This window comes from Thalassospira sp. MIT1004, assembly GCF_001858545.1.
Classification (GTDB): Bacteria; Pseudomonadota; Alphaproteobacteria; order Rhodospirillales; family Thalassospiraceae; genus Thalassospira; species Thalassospira xiamenensis.
The window spans coordinates 112,528-130,691 of sequence record NZ_MCAO01000022.1; the positions used below are offsets into that span (position 1 = coordinate 112,528).

17 protein-coding genes and 1 tRNA gene are annotated in these 18,164 nt (G+C 56.3%); all 18 read left to right on the forward strand.

Translation table 11 applies throughout. The features are described 5' to 3' along the window. Window positions 1-65: 65 nt before the first annotated feature. A tRNA-Asp gene (locus tag BC440_RS09090) sits at window positions 66-142 on the forward strand. A gap of 287 nt (window positions 143-429) precedes the next feature. Next, entirely contained in the window at window positions 430-795 is a 366-nt protein-coding gene (locus BC440_RS09095) for an NADH-quinone oxidoreductase subunit A (RefSeq protein ID WP_007089406.1), read from the forward strand. Beyond that, window positions 786-1,328, forward strand: a complete 543-nt coding sequence (locus BC440_RS09100; RefSeq protein ID WP_007089407.1) for an NADH-quinone oxidoreductase subunit B — start codon at window positions 786-788, stop codon at window positions 1,326-1,328. The genes BC440_RS09095 and BC440_RS09100 overlap by 10 nt, the downstream gene beginning before the upstream one ends. A gap of 18 nt (window positions 1,329-1,346) precedes the next feature. Beyond that, window positions 1,347-1,976 (forward strand): NADH-quinone oxidoreductase subunit C, encoded by a 630-nt coding sequence (locus BC440_RS09105; RefSeq protein ID WP_007089408.1) that lies wholly within the window; start codon window positions 1,347-1,349, stop codon window positions 1,974-1,976. Further along, a complete protein-coding gene (locus BC440_RS09110; protein ID WP_007089409.1) occupies window positions 1,976-3,154 on the forward strand; it encodes an NADH-quinone oxidoreductase subunit D in 1,179 nt (392 codons plus the stop codon). The genes BC440_RS09105 and BC440_RS09110 overlap by 1 nt, the downstream gene beginning before the upstream one ends. Continuing rightward, window positions 3,151-3,813 carry an NADH-quinone oxidoreductase subunit NuoE gene (gene nuoE / locus BC440_RS09115; protein WP_071239926.1) on the forward strand — a complete coding sequence of 221 codons (663 nt, stop codon included), beginning with the start codon at window positions 3,151-3,153 and terminating at the stop codon, window positions 3,811-3,813. Before BC440_RS09110 ends, nuoE begins: the two co-directional genes overlap by 4 nt. A gap of 1 nt (window position 3,814) precedes the next feature. After that, window positions 3,815-5,095 (forward strand): NADH-quinone oxidoreductase subunit NuoF, encoded by a 1,281-nt coding sequence (nuoF, locus tag BC440_RS09120; RefSeq protein ID WP_037991319.1) that lies wholly within the window; start codon window positions 3,815-3,817, stop codon window positions 5,093-5,095. A gap of 27 nt (window positions 5,096-5,122) precedes the next feature. Next, the gene (nuoG, locus tag BC440_RS09125; protein WP_071239927.1) at window positions 5,123-7,183 is read left to right on the forward strand and encodes an NADH-quinone oxidoreductase subunit NuoG; all 2,061 of its coding nucleotides are present in this window, start codon (window positions 5,123-5,125) and stop codon (window positions 7,181-7,183) included. An 87-nt stretch (window positions 7,184-7,270) separates the two neighbouring features. Further along, window positions 7,271-8,284, forward strand: a complete 1,014-nt coding sequence (gene nuoH / locus BC440_RS09130; protein WP_007089413.1) for an NADH-quinone oxidoreductase subunit NuoH — start codon at window positions 7,271-7,273, stop codon at window positions 8,282-8,284. A 31-nt stretch (window positions 8,285-8,315) separates the two neighbouring features. Next, window positions 8,316-8,804: an NADH-quinone oxidoreductase subunit NuoI gene (nuoI, locus tag BC440_RS09135; RefSeq protein WP_007089414.1), complete on the forward strand. Its 489-nt coding sequence runs from the start codon at window positions 8,316-8,318 to the stop codon at window positions 8,802-8,804. Between the two features lie 81 nt (window positions 8,805-8,885). Then, a complete protein-coding gene (locus BC440_RS09140; RefSeq protein WP_071239928.1) occupies window positions 8,886-9,494 on the forward strand; it encodes an NADH-quinone oxidoreductase subunit J in 609 nt (202 codons plus the stop codon). Further along, complete coding sequence (gene nuoK / locus BC440_RS09145) at window positions 9,494-9,802, forward strand: NADH-quinone oxidoreductase subunit NuoK (RefSeq protein ID WP_007089416.1); 309 nt, start codon at window positions 9,494-9,496, stop codon at window positions 9,800-9,802. The genes BC440_RS09140 and nuoK overlap by 1 nt, the downstream gene beginning before the upstream one ends. 7 nt (window positions 9,803-9,809) lie before the next feature. After that, on the forward strand, window positions 9,810-11,807 hold the full coding sequence (gene nuoL / locus BC440_RS09150) for an NADH-quinone oxidoreductase subunit L (protein ID WP_083379332.1): 1,998 nt from the start codon (window positions 9,810-9,812) through the stop codon (window positions 11,805-11,807). 6 nt (window positions 11,808-11,813) lie between these two features. Next, complete coding sequence (locus BC440_RS09155; protein WP_007089418.1) at window positions 11,814-13,331, forward strand: NADH-quinone oxidoreductase subunit M; 1,518 nt, start codon at window positions 11,814-11,816, stop codon at window positions 13,329-13,331. Between the two features lie 11 nt (window positions 13,332-13,342). Beyond that, window positions 13,343-14,782, forward strand: a complete 1,440-nt coding sequence (gene nuoN / locus BC440_RS09160; RefSeq protein ID WP_071239929.1) for an NADH-quinone oxidoreductase subunit NuoN — start codon at window positions 13,343-13,345, stop codon at window positions 14,780-14,782. A 2-nt stretch (window positions 14,783-14,784) separates the two neighbouring features. Continuing rightward, entirely contained in the window at window positions 14,785-15,543 is a 759-nt protein-coding gene (locus BC440_RS09165; protein ID WP_071239930.1) for a biotin--[acetyl-CoA-carboxylase] ligase, read from the forward strand. A gap of 34 nt (window positions 15,544-15,577) precedes the next feature. Next, window positions 15,578-16,360: a type III pantothenate kinase gene (locus BC440_RS09170; RefSeq protein WP_037991305.1), complete on the forward strand. Its 783-nt coding sequence runs from the start codon at window positions 15,578-15,580 to the stop codon at window positions 16,358-16,360. 76 nt (window positions 16,361-16,436) lie between these two features. Continuing rightward, window positions 16,437-18,113: a ribonuclease J gene (locus BC440_RS09175; RefSeq protein WP_175484476.1), complete on the forward strand. Its 1,677-nt coding sequence runs from the start codon at window positions 16,437-16,439 to the stop codon at window positions 18,111-18,113. The last annotated feature ends 51 nt before the right edge of the window (window positions 18,114-18,164 follow it).

Here is an 18,164-nt window from a genome sequence, read left to right on the forward strand (position 1 = left end):
GCTGGTATCAGCTTGACTTGGCATAGGTGCTGGTCTAACAAAGGCGCGCCAATAGCTGGTCATTTGGGGGCGTAGCTCAGTTGGTTAGAGCGCCGGCCTGTCACGCCGGAGGCCGCGGGTTCAAGTCCCGTCGCTCCCGCCATGATCACCTATCTGTTGTCTTTCGTCGGGCGTTTCGTCCTTTCCGCGATCGCTTTTTCCTGCGCAGCCGATGTTGCTTTGCAGGAAAGGGACTTGATCATGGCGTTGCGCGGTCCGATATCGGAGAGCAGGGAATGGCAAAAAGATTAGGAAGTTTCCGGCCTTAGGCGGTGTTAAAACCGCTTACGGGGCTGGAACTTGTGCGGTGCATACGTTATGGTGCGCCGGTATAGGCCGGGTGGGGACCTGGTCGGGTCAAAAGAGGCCTGTTCTTGAGAGGTCAGAGAGATGCAAGAGCTTCTTTCGGAATATCTTCCGATCCTGATTTTCATCGGGATCGCCGTCGGTCTCTCGGCGGTTATCGTCATCGCGTCGCTGGTTCTGGCCAAGCAGGCTCCTGATGTTGAAAAGCTGTCCGCATACGAATGCGGATTTGCGCCGTTTGAGGACGCGCGCATCAAGTTTGACGTCAGGTTCTATCTGGTCGCCATCTTGTTCATCATTTTCGATCTCGAAGTTGCGTTCCTGTTCCCGTGGGCTGTGACCCTTGGTGACATCGGCACCTTCGGTTTCTTTTCTATGGTGATTTTCCTGGCTGTGCTGACGGTCGGATTTGTCTATGAATGGAAGAAGGGAGCTTTGGAATGGGAGTGAGCACCAATACAGGCGCACCCCTGGCACCCGGTCAGGATCAGGATACCCTGCTTAAAGGCGTGTTCGACGAGATGAATGACAAGGGCTTTGTCCTTGCCAATCTCGACAAGCTGGCAAGCTGGGCGAGCACCGGTTCGCTGTGGCCGATGACGTTCGGTCTGGCCTGCTGTGCTGTGGAAATGATGCATGCCGCCGCATCGCGTTACGACCTTGACCGTTATGGTCTTGTGTTCCGTCCGAGCCCGCGTCAGTCCGACGTGATGATCGTTGCGGGAACGCTGACCAACAAAATGGCCCCTGCATTGCGCAAGGTTTACGACCAGATGGCCGAGCCGCGCTGGGTGATTTCGATGGGTTCGTGCGCGAATGGTGGTGGGTATTATCACTATTCCTATTCGGTGGTGCGCGGTTGTGATCGCGTTGTGCCGGTGGACGTATATGTTCCCGGGTGCCCGCCGACAGCCGAAGCGCTGATTTACGGCGTGATGCAGTTGCAAAAGAAAATCCGCCGTACCGGTGTCCTGACACGCTGATCCTTATAGGGGGCTTGCATGAGCGAAGTGCTCAGCGATAACAGCGCCGCGCTGAAAGATCTTAAAGATCTAGTGGTGTCCCAGTTTGCCGACAAGGTTCTGGAAACCCAGTACCGTTATGGCGAACTGACCATCGCGGTCAAACGCGATGCTATTCTTAAAGTTCTGACATTCCTTCGCGATGATGCGGGCTGTCTGTTCAAGCAGCTTGTTGACATTTGCGGGGTTGATTATCCCGAACGCGCCCAGCGTTTCGACGTCGTGTATCACCTGCTGTCGCTCAAGCATAACCTGCGTGTGCGCGTCAAGGTCAGCACCGACGAAGAAACCCCGGTGCCAAGTGCCGTTTCCGTTTACAGCGCCGCCAACTGGTTCGAGCGCGAAACGTGGGATCTGTTCGGCATCTTCTTTGATAATCACCCGGACCCGCGCCGTATCCTGACGGATTACGGTTTCGAAGGTCATCCGCTTCGCAAGGATTTCCCGCTGACCGGTTATGTCGAGGTTCGCTATGACGACGAGCAGAAGCGCGTTGTCTATGAGCCGGTGAAACTGGTTCAGGATTTCCGTAACTTTGATTTCGAAAGCCCGTGGGAAGGCATCCAGCATGTTCTCCCCGGCGATGAAAAGGCGGAGGGCAAGGCCTGATGTCGGAACAGAAAATCAAAAACATGACCATGAACTTCGGCCCGCAGCACCCTGCGGCGCACGGCGTTCTGCGTCTGGTTCTTGAAATGGACGGCGAGGTTATCGAACGCGCCGATCCGCATATCGGCCTTCTGCACCGCGGTACGGAAAAGCTGATCGAATATAAAACCTATATTCAGGCGACGCCGTATTTCGACCGTCTCGACTATGTCGCGCCGATGAACCAGGAACATGCCTATTGCCTGGCCATCGAGAAGCTGATGGGTGTCGAGGTGCCGAAACGTGCCCAGTATATCCGCGTCCTGTACGCGGAAATGGGTCGTATCCTGAACCATCTTCTGAACCTGACCGCCTTTGCGCTTGACGTTGGTGCGATGACCCCGCTGCTGTGGGGCTTCGAGGAACGTGAAAAGCTCATGGAATTCTATGAGCGTGCGTGCGGTGCCCGTCTTCATGCCAACTATTTCCGTCCGGGCGGCGTTGCTGCCGATCTTCCGGCAGGGTTGCTGGCCGATATTGATGCCTGGTGCGATCAGTTCCCGAAATTCGTCAAGGATTTCGACCGCATCCTGACCGGCAACCGTATCTTCAAGCAGCGTACGGTTGATATCGGGATCGTTTCGCCCGAAGAGGCGCTGGACTGGGCCTTTACCGGGCCAAACATCCGCGCATCGGGGATGGCGTGGGATCTGCGGAAATCGCAGCCCTATGATTCGTACGAAGATTTCGATTTCGATATTCCCATCGGCAAAAACGGCGACTGCTATGATCGCTTCCTGGTGCGTTTCGAAGAAATGAACCAGTCGCTTCGGATCATGAAGCAGGCCATTAAAGAAATGCCTGATGGTGCTGTTATCGTTGAAAATAACAAAGTGGCGCCGCCGTCGCGTTCAGAAATGAAACGCTCGATGGAAGCCCTGATCCATCACTTCAAACTCTTTACCGAAGGGTTCCACGTTCCGGCTGGCGAATGCTATGCCGCGGTCGAGGCCCCGAAGGGCGAGTTTGGCGTGTATCTCATTTCGGATGGCTCGAACCGTCCGTATCGCTGCAAAATTCGCGCACCCGGGTTCCCGCACCTTCAGGGCATCGACTTCATGTCCAAAGGCCACATGCTGGCCGACGTCGTTGCCAATATCGGGTCGCTTGATATCGTGTTCGGTGAGATTGACCGATGAGCCATTTGAGAAGACCAGCTCCGAGAGAGCTTCAGCCTGTCAGCTTTGCGTTTTCCCCGGAAAACATGGAGCGGGCAAAAAAGATTATCGCCAAGTATCCGGAAGGCCGCCAGCAGAGCGCGGTCATGCCGCTGCTTGATCTGGCACAGCGTCAGACCGAGGGGAACTGGGTTCCGACTGTTGCAATGGATTACATTGCCGACATGCTCGAAATGCCGGCCATTCGCGTCTATGAGGTGGCGACCTTCTATACGATGTATAACCTTGCCCCGGTGGGCAAGAATTTCATCCAGGTCTGCACCACGACGCCGTGCTGGTTGCGCGGTTCGGCCGATGTTGTCGATACCTGCAAGAAGGAACTGGGCATCGGAATCGGTGAAACCACCGAAGACGGCCAGTTTACCCTGATCGAGGTTGAATGCCTTGGCGCGTGCGTTAACGCACCGATGATGCAGATTAACGACGATTATTACGAAGACCTGACTGCCGATAGCACCAAGTCGATCCTTGATGCCCTGAAAAAGGGTGAAAAGCCGAAAGCCGGTCCGCAGATCGGTCGTCGCGGCTGCGAGCCGATTGGTGGACCCAAGGTTCTGAAGACATTCTGTGGCTGCGGCGCTGCCGATCAGTCTGCTGATGCAAGCGAAGGGGAGGCCTGAGATGTTGCAGGATAAGGATCGTATCTTTACCAACCTGTACGGTTTTCAGGACTTCGGTCTTAAGGCGGCACAGGCACGTGGCAACTGGGACGGCACCAAGGCCCTGATTGAAAAAGGGCGCGACTGGATCATCAACGAGATGAAGGCATCCGGTCTGCGTGGTCGCGGGGGCGCTGGCTTCCCGACCGGCCTGAAATGGTCGTTCATGCCCAAGGAATCTGATGGTCGTCCGAGCTATCTTGTGGTCAATGCCGACGAGGGCGAGCCTGGCACCTGCAAAGACCGCGAGATCATGCGCAATGATCCGCATACCCTGATTGAAGGCTGCCTTCTGGCCAGCTTCGCGATGAATGCCCATGCCGGATATATCTATATCCGTGGGGAATTCTATCACGAGGCATCGAACCTTCAGCGTGCAATCGACGAAGCCTATGAAGCCGGGTTGCTTGGCAAGAATGCCTGCGGTTCGGGCTGGGATTACGACCTTTATCTGCATCTTGGTGCAGGGGCGTATATCTGTGGCGAGGAAACCGCGCTGATCGAAAGCCTTGAGGGCAAAAAAGGCCAGCCGCGTCTGAAGCCGCCGTTCCCGGCCAATGCCGGTCTGTATGGCTGCCCGACGACGGTGAACAATGTCGAATCGATTGCCGTGGTGCCGGAAATCCTGCGCCGTGGCGGTTCATGGTTCACCGGTTTTGGCCGTGAAAACAACCACGGCACCAAGCTGTTTGCGATTTCCGGTCACGTCGAAAAGCCCTGCACGGTCGAAGAAGCCATGAGCATCCCGCTGCGTGAGCTGATCGAAAAGCATTGCGGCGGTGTTCGTGGCGGCTGGGACAATCTTCTGGCGGTCATTCCGGGCGGTTCGTCCGTTCCGCTGATGACCAAAGACATTTGCGACGATGTGCTGATGGATTTCGATGCCCTGCGTGAAGTGGGATCGGGCCTTGGTACGGCAGCGGTGATCGTGATGGATAAGTCCACCGACATCGTTTACGCCATCGCGCGTCTGTCGGAATTCTACCAGCATGAAAGCTGTGGCCAGTGCACGCCGTGCCGTGAAGGTACGGGCTGGATGGCGCGCATCATGGCGCGCATGGTCCGGGGACAGGCCACGCTTGATGAAATTGATCTGTTGTGGGATGTGACCAAACAGGTCGAAGGCCACACCATTTGTGCGCTTGGCGATGCAGCTGCATGGCCGATCCAGGGTCTGATCCGTCGCTTCCGTCCCGAAATGGAACGGCGGATCAAGGAATATCGCGCACGGATCGCGGCCTGAGAGGGGCCTGTTGAGAGGGATTGAGACATGCCGAAACTGACAGTTGACGGTATTGAAGTTGAAGTAGAAGCCGGGGCGACAGTCCTTCAGGCCTGTGAAGAGGCCGGGAAGGAGATTCCGCGTTTCTGCTATCACGAGCGCCTGTCAATCGCCGGCAACTGCCGTATGTGTCTGGTTGAAATGGAGCGCGCACCCAAGCCGGTCGCGTCCTGTGCCATGCCTGCGGCAGATGGAATGGTGATCAAGACGGATTCCGATCTGGTCAAGAAAGCCCGCAATGGCGTGATGGAATTCCTGCTGATCAACCATCCGCTGGATTGCCCGATCTGTGACCAGGGCGGTGAATGTGACCTTCAGGATCAGGCGATGGCCTATGGTTTTGACGCGTCGCGTTATGCCGAGAAAAAGCGTGCGGTGAAGGACAAGGAACTGGGTCCGATTGTCAAAACGATCATGACCCGTTGCATTCATTGCACCCGTTGCGTCCGTTTTTCCGAGGAAGTCGCCGGTGTCGGCACCATGGGTGCGGTTTACCGCGGCGAGGATACCGAGGTCGGGCCGTATATCGAAGCATCGATCAATTCCGAACTTTCGGGGAACCTGGTCGATCTTTGCCCGGTTGGTGCACTGACATCCAAACCCTATGCGTTTACCGCGCGTCCGTGGGAATTGAAAAAGACCGACAGCATCGACGTGATGGATGCGGTTGGATCAAACATCCGTATCGATTCCCGCAGTGCCGAAGTCATGCGCGTTCTGCCGCGTACCAATGACGATGTGAACGAAGAATGGATATCGGACAAAACCCGTTATGCGATTGACGGTCTGAAACGCCAGCGTCTGGATCGTCCGTATGTGCGTGTTGATGGCAAGCTGAAAGCGGCCAGCTGGGACGAGGCGTTTGCCGCGATCAAGGCAAAGGTTTCCGGGCTTGATGGCAAGAAGATTGCCGCAATCGCCGGTGATACGGTCGATTGTGAATCGATGACTGCGTTAAAGGATCTGATGGGGACCCTTGGGTCGCCGAACCTTGATTGCCGTCAGGACGGTTCGAAAATTGGCGGTCCGCGTGCGTCCTATATCTTTAACACCACGATTTCGGGCATTGATGATGCCGACGCCTGCCTGATCGTTGGTGCGAATATCCGTGCCGAAGCGCCGATCATCAATTCGCGTCTGCGCAAGCGCTGGCGAGCGACGGCCGGTGATTTCAAGGTTGGCATCATTGGCGAAAGCTGGGACCCGACCTATAAGCACGACTATCTTGGTGCCGGTGCGGAAACGCTTTCTGCGGTGCTGGATGGCAAAAACGATTTCGCCAAGGTGCTGAAAGCCGCCGAAAAGCCGATGATCATCGTTGGCATGGGCGCGCTTAACCGTGAGGACAGCGATGCGGTTCTGGCGACCGTCCGGGCGATTGCCGAAAAATACGGCATGGTTTCGGGCGACTGGAACGGTTTCAACGTTCTGCACACCGCCGCATCGCGCGTCGGTGGCCTTGATCTGGGCTTTGTCCCGGGCGAGGGCGGTCTTGCGACCAATGACATCCTTGATGCCGCGGCAAAAGGCGATGTCGAGGTTGTTTACCTTCTGGGTGCCGATGAAATCGACATGTCGAAACTTGAGAAGGCCTTTGTGGTCTATCAGGGGGCGATGGGCGATGCCGGTGCGCAGGCTGCCGACGTGATCCTGCCCGGTGCTGCCTATACCGAAAAGAACGGTACCTACGTCAATACCGAAGGCCGCGCCCAGCAGGGCTGGCGCGCTGTTTTCCCGGTTGGCGAGGCCAAGGAAGACTGGGCGATTGTCCGTGCGCTTTCAGGCGCACTTGGTCAGGCCCTGCCGTATGACAACATTGATGCCGTGCGTTCGCGCATGGTTGAACTCAGCGCGACTTTCGCCTCGCTGAATGCTGTCACCAAGGCAGAGTGGACCGATTTCGGCAAGGCAGGCGATATGAAGTCTGATGGCTTTATCTCGCCGGTTCGCAATTTCTATATGACCGACCCGATCAGCCGTGCATCGGTGACGATGGCCAAATGTACAGAGGCCTTTGTCAAGGATGCGGCTGCCGAGAAGGTTGCCTGAGTTTGGGGGGCGGCGATGACATCGTCGCCCGTCCCGCAAGGGGGTGTCCCAATTCAGGGACGAAACGCAAAAGATACGGTTTGACCGATGGAACTTCTTTGGGACGGATATATTGAACCGCTGGTCTGGATCGTCGCCAAGATTTTGGCGATTGTTGTCCCGCTGCTGGTTGCTGTCGCCTATCTGACCTATGCCGAGCGCAAGGTCATCGGTGCGATGCAGTTGCGCAAAGGCCCGAACGTTGTGGGGCCGTTTGGTCTTCTGCAACCGCTGGCCGATGGTCTGAAACTGTTTCTGAAAGAAACGATTGTTCCGACCAGTGCCAACAAGGGCGTGTTTATCATTGCCCCGATGCTGACCTTCATTCTGGCGATCATTGCCTGGGCGGTTATCCCGTTCGACGAGGGCATGGTTCTGGCCGATCTGAATGTCGGCATTCTGTACCTGTTCGCGATTTCATCGCTGGGTGTTTACGGCATCGTGATGGCCGGTTGGGCGTCGAACTCGAAATACGCCTTCCTTGGTGCGCTGCGTTCCGGCGCCCAGATGGTGTCCTACGAGATTTCGATTGGCCTGATCATCATTTCGGTTCTGCTGACCACCGGGTCGCTGAACCTTAGCGATATCGTTCGCGGTCAGGTTGGTGGCATCTGGGAATGGAACTTCATCTATCACCTGCCGATGTTTGTGGTCTTCATCGTGTCGATCCTGGCCGAAACGAACCGTGCGCCGTTTGACCTTCCGGAAGCGGAAGCCGAACTGGTGTCGGGTTATAACGTCGATTATTCGGCAATGACCTTTGCGCTGTTCTTCCTGGGTGAATACGCGAACATGATCCTGATGAGCGGTCTTTGCGCCGTTCTGTTCCTGGGCGGCTGGACCGCGCCGCTGCCGGTGCTGGAATTCATCCCCGGCGCGATCTGGTTCATTCTGAAGATCTGCTTCGTCCTGTTCATTTTCCTCTGGGTGCGTGCGACATTCCCGCGTTACCGCTATGACCAGCTGATGCGTCTGGGTTGGAAAGTCTTCCTGCCGCTGTCATTTGCCTGGGTCATGCTGGTCGCCACGTTCCTAGTTGCTTTTGACAAGGTCCCGGCCTGATCGCCGCGCATCGGAGAGAGAGAGGTAAACGATGTCATTTATTGATCGGACGGCCCGGAGCTTCCTGCTGGTGGAACTCGTTTCCGGTATGGCGCTCACCCTGAAATACATGTTCAAGCCGAAGGTGACGCTGAACTATCCGTATGAAAAGGGTCCGCTGAGCCCGCGTTTCCGTGGCGAACATGCGCTGCGCCGTTATCCCAACGGGGAAGAGCGTTGCATTGCGTGCAAACTTTGCGAGGCGATCTGTCCCGCGCAGGCCATCACCATCGAGGTTGAGCCGCGCGACGACGGTTCGCGGCGTACGACGCGCTACGATATCGATATGACGAAATGCATCTATTGCGGTTTCTGCGAGGAAGCCTGTCCGGTGGATGCAATCGTTGAAGGTCCGAACTTCGAGTTCGCAACCGAAAACCGCGAGGAGCTTCTCTATGACAAGGATAAGCTTCTGGCAAATGGCGAGCGTTGGGAAGCCGAGCTTGCTGCACGATTGGAGGCAGACGCACCTTATCGGTAAGTGTCGCGTCTGATCGTATAAAGAGAGTTCATGGGCCGCTTTCTGCTGTTGGGGCAGGGCGGCTCGCCAAGGGGGTACCTTATGGTCGTACAGGCTTTGGCTTTTTACCTGTTTGCTACTGTCGCGGTTCTGTCCGCGACTGCGGTTGTGACCGTTCGCAACCCGGTGCATTCGGTACTGCTGCTGATTTTGACATTTTTTAACGCAGCCGGGCTTTTCGTCCTGCTGGGTGCTGAGTTTCTCGCCATGCTGCTCGTCGTCGTCTATGTCGGCGCGGTCGCGGTTCTGTTCCTGTTCGTCGTCATGATGCTCGACATCAATTTTGTCGAGATGCGCGAAGGTTTCCTCAACTATCTGCCGATCGGGGTTCTGATCGCGCTGGTGCTGTTTGTGGAACTGGCCTTTGTCGGCGCGGGCTGGGCTTTGTCTGATGACAAGATCGCCGTTCTGGCGCATCCGACGCCCGCCGGACTGACCAATGTCGAGGCGCTCGGCCAACTGATCTACACCGATTACACATACATCTTCCAGGCTGCCGGTCTGGTGCTGCTTGTTGCGATGATCGGCGCAATTGTCCTGACGCTGCGTACCCGCGAGGGTGTTCGCCGTCAGAAAATCTCCGAGCAGGTCAAACGCGATCGCGCTGACACGCTTGAAGTCAAAAAAGTTCCGGTCGGTAGGGGGATCTGATGGAAATCGGTCTTGCACATTATTTGACCGTCGCGGCGATCCTTTTCACACTCGGGATCTTTGGCATCTTCATGAACCGCAAGAACGTCATCATCATCATGATGTCGATCGAGCTGATGCTGCTGGCAGTCAATATCAACCTTGTCGCGTTCTCGTCGTTCCTTGGCGACCTCGTCGGACAGGTCTTCACCATCTTCGTCCTGACCGTTGCCGCCGCCGAGGCAGCGATCGGTCTTGCGATCCTGGTGGTCTATTTCCGTAACCGCGGCACGATTGCGGTTGAAGACATCAACATGATGAAGGGGTAAGGCAGATATGTATCCTCTGATTGTATTCCTGCCCCTGATCGCTGCGACGATTGCCGGCATCATTACGCTGGCCGGCGCCATGTCGTCCGCGTCCGGTGCCGAGCATGACAGCAGCCATCATCATGGTGTTTCGACGTCTGATCGCATTTCCCAGCTGATTACGGTGGGCGGTGTCGTTACGGCCTTCATCATTTCGATTTTCGCCTTTGTCGATGTTGCGCTTGGCGGCAACCCGGTGACGGTTCAGCTGTTTACCTGGATTTCTTCGGGTAACTTCACGGCTGAATGGGCGCTTCGTTTTGATACGCTGACCTGCGTCATGCTGATTGTTGTGACCGGTGTGTCGTCGATGGTGCATATCTATTCCATCGGTTACATGTCGCACGATCCCGACAAGCCGCGTTTCATGGCGTATCTGTCGCTGTTTACCTTTGCCATGCTGATGCTGGTGACTGCCGACAACCTGATCCAGCTGTTCTTTGGCTGGGAAGGGGTGGGGCTTGCGTCCTATCTTCTGATCGGTTTCTGGTATTCCAAACCGTCGGCATCGGCCGCCGCGATCAAGGCGTTTGTCGTTAACCGTGTCGGTGACTTTGGCTTCGCGCTGGGTATCTTTGCGGTTTATGTCCTGTTTGACAGCGTTCAGTTCGACGTGATCTTTGGCAATGCCGAGGAAGTTGCCGGAACGACGCTTTTGTTCCTTGGTCATGAATTCTCAGCCCTTGAGATCACCTGTTTCCTTCTGTTCATCGGTGCGATGGGCAAATCGGCACAGCTTGGCCTGCATACGTGGCTGCCTGATGCGATGGAAGGCCCGACGCCGGTTTCCGCCCTTATTCACGCGGCAACCATGGTGACGGCCGGTGTGTTCATGGTTGCGCGCCTGTCGCCGATCTTTGAATATGCCGAAACCACGCTTGCGATCATTACCGTTGTCGGTGCATCGACCGCGTTCTTTGCAGCGACCATTGGTTGCGTTCAGAACGACATCAAGCGCGTGATCGCCTATTCGACCTGTTCGCAGCTTGGTTACATGTTCTTTGCGTGTGGCGTGTCGGCCTATTCGGCGGGCGTGTTCCACCTGATGACGCACGGCTTCTTCAAGGCGCTTTTGTTCCTTGGTGCCGGTTCGGTCATCCATGCGATGTCCGACGAGCAGGACATGCGCAAGATGGGCGGCATCTATAAGATGGTTCCGCTGACCTTTGCGGTGATGATGGTTGGCACGCTTGCGATTACCGGTTTCCCGGGGCTTGCAGGCTTCTATTCCAAGGACCTTGTCATCGAAAGCGCGTTTGCCGCACATACCGCAGTCGGGACCTATGCCTTCTGGGCCGGTATCCTGGCGGCACTGATGACGTCGTTCTATAGCTGGCGTCTGATTTTCATGACCTTCTTTGGCACCCCGCGTGCGGACGAGCGGACCATGGCCCATGTCCATGAAAGCCCGGCTGTCATGACGCTGCCGCTTCTGTTCCTGACCATCGGTGCGATCTTTGCCGGCTGGTTCGCCAAGGACTGGTTCGGTGGTGGTGACTATGAAGAAATGCTGGCGTTCTGGAATGGCGCGATCTTCATGGCCGAAGGTCATCAGGCCCTTGAACATGCACACCATGTTCCGGGCTGGGTCAAGCTGGCACCGTTTGTTGCCATGGTATCGGGCTTTGTCATCGCCCTTGTGATGTACAAGCTGGTGCCGTCGCTGCCGCGTCAGTTGGCGAATACCTTCAACGGTCTGTACCGCTTCGCGCTGAACAAATGGTACTTCGACGAGCTTTACGACAAGATTTTCGTCAAGCCGGCCTTCTATCTTGGCTATGGCTTCTGGAAATCGGGCGATGGCGCGCTGATCGACGGTGTCGGTCCGGACGGTGTCGCCGCAGCATGCCGTAACATTGCACGTCGCGTCAGCGCCCTTCAGAGCGGTTTCGTCTATCACTATGCGTTTGCGATGCTGATCGGTATTGCCGCCTTGGTGTCTTACACAATTTGGAAGATGGGTTAACGGGCGATGAGCGATTATCCAATTCTTTCGATCGTCACCTTTTTACCGCTGATCGGCGCACTGTTCGTGCTGCTGATCCGCGGGGAAGAGGCGAATGTCGCCCGCAACTCCCGATGGGTTGCTTTGTGGACGTCGGGCTTCACCTTCCTGGCATCGTTGATGCTGTGGGTGAATTTCGATAGCACCACGGCCGATTTCCAGTTCGTTGAAAAAGCCGACTGGATGCCGGGCCTGAACATTTCCTATCACATGGGCGTGGATGGCATTTCGATGCTGTTCGTGCTTCTGGCGACCTTCCTGACGCCGATCTGCATTCTGTCGGCATGGGAAGCAATCCAGAAACGTGTCAAGGAATACATGATCGCGTTCCTGATCCTGGAAACGATGATGGTCGGTATGTTCAGCGCGCTTGACGGTCTGCTGTTCTATCTGTTCTTCGAAGGCGTTCTGATCCCGATGTTCATCATCATCGGTGTCTGGGGCGGTCAGCGTCGTGTTTATGCAGCCTTCAAGCTGTTCCTTTACACGCTGCTGGGTTCCGTTCTGATGCTGGTGGCGTTGCTTGCGATGTATTTCGAAGCAGGCACCACCGACATCCCGACACTGATGGCGCACGGGTTCAGCTATAATATGCAGCTTTGGCTGTGGCTGGCGTTCTTTGCGTCGTTCGCGGTCAAGGTGCCGATGTGGCCGGTTCATACTTGGCTTCCCGATGCCCACGTTGAGGCACCGACCGCTGGTTCGGTGATCCTGGCCGGTGTGCTTCTTAAAATGGGTGGTTACGGTTTCCTGCGGTTCTCGTTGCCGATGATGCCGCTGGCGTCTGAAACCTTTGCCCCGCTGGTGTTTACGCTGTCGATTGTGGCGATCATCTATACGTCGCTGGTCGCATTGGCACAGCAGGACATGAAAAAGCTGATTGCCTATTCGTCGGTGGCCCATATGGGGATTGTGACGATTGGTGCCTTCACCTTTAACCAGCATGGTATCGAAGGTTCGATCTTCCAGATGCTGAGCCATGGTGTGGTATCGGGCGCGTTGTTCCTGTGTGTTGGTGTGGTTTATGACCGCATGCATACCCGCGAGATCGATGCGTATGGCGGTCTTGTGCATCGTATGCCTGGTTATGCCGTTATCTTCATGTTCTTTACGATGGCGTCTGTCGGTCTTCCGGGGACGGGTGGTTTCGTTGGCGAAATCCTGGCATTGCTGGGTGCGTTCGAAGCCAATACCTGGGTGGCATTCTTTGCCGCAACCGGTCTGATCCTTGGTGCGGCTTATGCGCTGTATCTCTATCGCCGCATCGTGTTCGGGGCCCTTACCAAGGAAAACCTTAAGTCGATCCTTGATATGAGCCCGCGTGAATGGCTGATCTTTGCACCGCTTGTGATCATCGTTCTGTGGATGGGGGTCTATCCGGTCTCCTTCCTCGACATCATGCATGTTTCGGTTGAACACCTCGTCAACCAGGTCGAAACGGCGCAGGCTGCCGCAGCTCAGGCTGCGCAGCTGGCGGCGAATTGAGGGGAATGAACATGGGAGTTTCTATGCTCAACCTCGGGGCGGCATTGCCCGAAATCTTTATGGCCGTTTCGGCCCTGGCCCTTCTGATGCTTGGCGTGTTTGCCGGTAAGGACAAGGCTTTCCGCACCGTTTCATGGCTTGCGGTTGCAGCCCAGATCATCGCCCTTGTGTTGGTGGTTCTGGGTGACGGCGGGGTGGCGTTCTATGGCCAGTTCACGGCAGATGCCTTTGCCAAATTCACCAAGGTGATGATCCTGATCGGTTCGTCGATTGGTATCGTGATGGCGATGAATTACGCCGAACGCGAAAACATGTCGCGGTTCGAATTCCCGATCCTGATCCTGCTTGCCACACTTGGCATGATGGCGATGGTATCGGCGACCGACATGCTGTCGCTATATCTTGGCCTTGAGCTTCAGTCGCTCGCACTTTACGTGATTGCGGCGATCCGCCGCGACACCGTTCGCGCCACGGAATCGGGCCTGAAATACTTCGTTCTGGGGTCGATTGCATCGGGCATGCTGCTGTATGGCATGTCGATGGTGTATGGCTTTACCGGTTCGACCAACTTTGCCGTTCTGGGCGATGTGATCAGCAATGGCGGCCTTTCGGTCGGGACACTGGTTGGTCTGGCCTTCATGTTTGCCGGTCTGTGCTTCAAGGTTTCCGCAGTTCCGTTCCATATGTGGACCCCGGACGTCTATGAAGGGGCACCGACCCCGGTTACGGCGTTCTTTGCGGTTGCGCCGAAGATTGCCGGTCTGGCGCTGTTTGTTCGCGTTGCGGTTGGCCCGTTTGCCGGTGTTGTCGAAGACTGGCAGCAGATCATTGTTCTGGTGTCGATCCTGTCGATGGCATGGGGTTCGTTCGCAGCGCTTCGTCAGGACAATATCAAACGTCTGATGGCCTATTCATCCATTGGCCATGTCGGTTTCGCGCTGGTCGGTCTTGCGGCCGGTACGGCCGAAGGTGTGCAGGGTATTCTGGTTTATCTTGGGATTTACCTTGTGATGAACCTTGGAACCTTTGCCGTGATCCTGTCGATGCGTCGCAATGACCGCATGGTCGAGGAAATCACCGATCTTGCCGGTCTGGCCAAGACCAAGCCGCTGATGGCGGCGGTGACCGCGATCCTGATGTTCTCTATGGCCGGTATTCCGCCGCTTGCTGGGTTCTTTGGCAAGTTTTACGTGTTCAAGGCAGCGGTTGATGCCGGTCTTGTGACGCTGGCGGTGATCGGTCTGGTGACCTCGGTCGTCAGTGCCTATTACTATCTGCGGATCATCAAGGTGATGTATTTCGACGAGCCGGTCGAAGCGTTCGACAAGAACGGCACCGAGATGAATGTGATCATGGCGGTTGCGACGGTCATTCTTCTGGCTTTCGTTTTCTTCCCGAACCCGTTGATGGATAGTGCCGGCGTTGCCGCGACGGCCTTGCTCGGGCAGTAAGGATGACCAAGCCGACGATCCGGCTTCCTGAAGGTTTTTATCTTCATGAACTGGAAGTGATCGACAGCACCAATGAAGAGGCGAAACGCCTTGCTGATAAGGGCGCCCCAAGTGGCGCCCTTATTTGGGCCCGCCAACAGACATCGGGCAGGGGACGGCGCGGCCGCGCATGGACATCCTCGGTTGGCAATCTTTATTCTTCCCTTTTGCTGCGTCCGGATTGCCCGCTTTTTGAAGCGGCAAAACTGACATTCCTGATTGCGGTTGCCTTGGCCGAGGCGATAGAGCTGGTGACAGGCAATCGGGTCAGACCGGATTGCAAATGGCCCAATGACCTGATGGTCAATGGCCGCAAGATTTCGGGTATTCTTCTGGAAAGTGCATCGAACAACGGTTCGGAAACCGATTATCTGGTGATCGGGGTCGGGGTGAATGTTGCGTTTTATCCCGATGATGCCGAACGTCCGGCGACGTCGCTTTCAGCGCTTGGCGCGCCGGTATCGGTGGGGGAACTGATTTCAGCCTATGTCGGGCGGGTGGCAGACTGGTTGCCCGTATGGGAAGCGCAGGGCTTTGCCCCGGTGCGTGACGCCTGGCTTCGGCGGGCATACGGGATTGGTGCGCCGGTAATTGCGCGCCTGACCGAAAGGACGCTCGAGGGCATGTTTGTCGGGCTTGATGACGACGGATCGCTTGTTTTAAGAGAAGCGGGCGGGATGGAACATCGCATCGGCGCTGGCGAAGTGTTTTTTAAAGCATAAATAACACGGGACGATAACGGGGAGACGAAACATCATGCTGCTGGCGATTGATGCCGGGAATACCAACATCGTTTTCGCGGTGTTTGACGGCGATACGATCAAGGGGCAGTGGCGCTGTTCAACGACGGTTGAACGCACGGCTGATGAACTTGGCGTGTGGCTGCATCATCTGTTTACCCTGTCGGATGTGCCGAAAGATGCGATAACGGGCGCAATCATCGCAACCGTGGTTCCGGCGGCGGAATTCAGCCTTAAAACCCTGTGCCGACGTTATTTCAATGTCGAGCCGATGGTGGTGGGCGACCCGGCGGTTGATCTGGATATGAAGATCATCATGGACCGGCCAAGCGAGGTCGGGGCCGACCGGCTGGTCAATGCGGTTGCAGCCCACAAGCTTTTTGGCGGGCCGCTTGTGGTTCTGGATTTCGGGACGGCGACCACGTTTGACGTGATTGATGAAGAAGGCAATTATCTTGGCGGTGTGATTGCGCCAGGTGTTAACCTTTCGATCAAGGCGCTGCATATGGCAGCAGCGCAGTTACCGATGGTCGCGATCGAGGCACCGCGCAACGTGATCGGCAAGAACACGATCGAGGCGATGCAGTCCGGGGTTTACTGGGGCTATGTTGCGATGATCGAGGGGCTTCTGGCGCGCATTCGCATGCAGCAGGGCGTTGATAACATGAAAGTTGTCGCGACCGGTGGTCTGGCACCGTTATTTACCAAGGCGGTTGACGAGATCGAACATCTGCATGGCGATCTGACCATGCTGGGGCTTTTGATGATTTATCGTCGCAACAGCGCAAAATCGAATTAGACTGTTAAACGACATCGTGACGCGGGTGCGCCCCGTGATCGTATTTCTCACCGCTGAAAGACAAGGGTGATCATCCGTGGATTTGTATTTGCCGAAAGACGAATTGCTGTTTGTGCCGCTGGGGGGATCTGGCGAAATTGGCATGAACCTCAATTTGTACGGATATGACGATCAGTGGCTGATGGTCGATATGGGCGTTTCCTTTGGCGAGGAAGGTTTGCCCGGTGTCGATGTTGTCATGCCCGATCCGACCTTTATCGAGGAACGCAAAGACAAACTTCTTGGCCTTGTCCTGACCCATGCGCATGAGGATCACCTTGGCGCGGTGCCGTATCTTTGGCCACGGTTGAAATGCCCGATCTATGCCACCCCGTTTGCCGCCGAGTTCCTGAAGGCCAAACTGGCGGAAACCGATTTTGCCGATCAGGTGCCGATCCATGTGATCGAGCTTGGCGGGCGGTTCAAAAAGGGGCCGTTTGACATCGAATTCGTCACCATGACCCATTCGATCCTTGAACCCAATGCGCTTGCGATCCGCACCCCCAAGGGGCTTGTGGTGCATACCGGCGACTGGAAATTTGACCCCGAGCCACAGATTGGCGAGGCATCCGACGTCAAGAAGCTTGAGGCGCTTGGCGATGAAGGGGTCATGGCGCTGATTTGTGATTCCACCAACGTCTTTTCCGAAGGCAAAGCCGGATCGGAAGGCGATGTAGCCAAGAACCTGTCAAAACTGTTTGCCGAAACGCCGCAGGGCCGGATTGCGGTTGCGTGCTTTGCGACCAACGTTGCGCGGTTGCAGTCGATTGTTGAAGCGGCACATGAAAACAACCGCTGTGTCGGGTTGGCCGGGCGGTCATTGAACCGTGTGACCGAAGCCGCACGCGCGGTTGGCTACCTGACATCCTATCCGAACCTTCTGACCGATGAAGACGCGATGGAGGTCCCCAAGGATCAGGTATTGCTGATCTGTACCGGGTCGCAGGGCGAGCCGCGTGCGGCAATGTCGCGTATTGCCAAGGGTGATCATCCGACCGTGCAGCTTGATCCGGGCGATACGGTTGTATTTTCCGCACGCGAAATTCCGGGCAATGAAAAATCCATCGGTTATATCCAGAACCTTTTGATTAGGCGGGGTATCCGCGTGATTACGGCGCGTGATGAGCCGATCCATGTTTCAGGTCATCCGGGCAGGCAGGATCTGGCGCGGATGTATCAGCTTACACGTCCGAAAATCCTTGTGCCGGTGCATGGGGAAACCCGCCATCTGTGTGAACAGGCAGCGCTTGGCGCCGAATGCCAGATTCCTGAGCAGGTGATCCCGCATGACGGCACGGTCATTCGCCTGTCGCCGGGCAGCGCGCATGTGATTGGCGTTGCCGAAAGCGGCGTGCTTTGCCTTGATGGCGGGCGGTTGCTGAAACGGGATTCCGAAACCATCCGCAACCGCAATCGCATCGTGTGGAACGGTGTGATGTTTGTGACCGTAGTGCTCAACCAGTTTGGCGAGATGGTCGGCGAGCCGATGATCACGGCACCGAGCCTGTTTGACGAGGTCGGCGATGATGTCCGCCTTGATCATTTTGCAGCCGAGATCGGCAACCGGGTTGATCAGTTGAATGATGACGAGGTGCTTGACGATGCGGCGGTGATCCTTGCGATCCGGCAATCCCTGCGCCGCCCGGTGCGTCAGCGGCTTGGCAAGCGGCCAATGATCGAGGTGCATCTTGTGCGGGTGAACGAGCAGGGCTAGGCAGTTTGGGAAGGCGGCATGCGACCAAATGGGCGGTTGTCTTTGTCGTGA

Excerpts from the sequence above, each read along its gene's own strand:
- nuoF (WP_037991319.1), top strand. The coding sequence starts at position 3,815 with ATGTTGCAGGATAAGGATCGTATCTTTACCAACCTGTACGGTTTTCAG.
- BC440_RS09170 (WP_037991305.1), top strand. The coding sequence starts at position 15,578 with ATGCTGCTGGCGATTGATGCCGGGAATACCAACATCGTTTTCGCGGTG.
- BC440_RS09100 (WP_007089407.1), top strand. The coding sequence starts at position 786 with ATGGGAGTGAGCACCAATACAGGCGCACCCCTGGCACCCGGTCAGGAT.
- nuoL (WP_083379332.1), top strand. The coding sequence starts at position 9,810 with ATGTATCCTCTGATTGTATTCCTGCCCCTGATCGCTGCGACGATTGCC.
- BC440_RS09105 (WP_007089408.1), top strand. The coding sequence starts at position 1,347 with ATGAGCGAAGTGCTCAGCGATAACAGCGCCGCGCTGAAAGATCTTAAA.
- nuoG (WP_071239927.1), top strand. The coding sequence starts at position 5,123 with ATGCCGAAACTGACAGTTGACGGTATTGAAGTTGAAGTAGAAGCCGGG.
- BC440_RS09155 (WP_007089418.1), top strand. The coding sequence starts at position 11,814 with ATGAGCGATTATCCAATTCTTTCGATCGTCACCTTTTTACCGCTGATC.
- nuoN (WP_071239929.1), top strand. The coding sequence starts at position 13,343 with ATGGGAGTTTCTATGCTCAACCTCGGGGCGGCATTGCCCGAAATCTTT.
- nuoI (WP_007089414.1), top strand. The coding sequence starts at position 8,316 with ATGTCATTTATTGATCGGACGGCCCGGAGCTTCCTGCTGGTGGAACTC.
- nuoE (WP_071239926.1), top strand. The coding sequence starts at position 3,151 with ATGAGCCATTTGAGAAGACCAGCTCCGAGAGAGCTTCAGCCTGTCAGC.
- BC440_RS09095 (WP_007089406.1), top strand. The coding sequence starts at position 430 with ATGCAAGAGCTTCTTTCGGAATATCTTCCGATCCTGATTTTCATCGGG.
- BC440_RS09165 (WP_071239930.1), top strand. The coding sequence starts at position 14,785 with ATGACCAAGCCGACGATCCGGCTTCCTGAAGGTTTTTATCTTCATGAA.
- nuoK (WP_007089416.1), top strand. The coding sequence starts at position 9,494 with ATGGAAATCGGTCTTGCACATTATTTGACCGTCGCGGCGATCCTTTTC.
- nuoH (WP_007089413.1), top strand. The coding sequence starts at position 7,271 with ATGGAACTTCTTTGGGACGGATATATTGAACCGCTGGTCTGGATCGTC.
- BC440_RS09140 (WP_071239928.1), top strand. The coding sequence starts at position 8,886 with ATGGTCGTACAGGCTTTGGCTTTTTACCTGTTTGCTACTGTCGCGGTT.
- BC440_RS09110 (WP_007089409.1), top strand. The coding sequence starts at position 1,976 with ATGTCGGAACAGAAAATCAAAAACATGACCATGAACTTCGGCCCGCAG.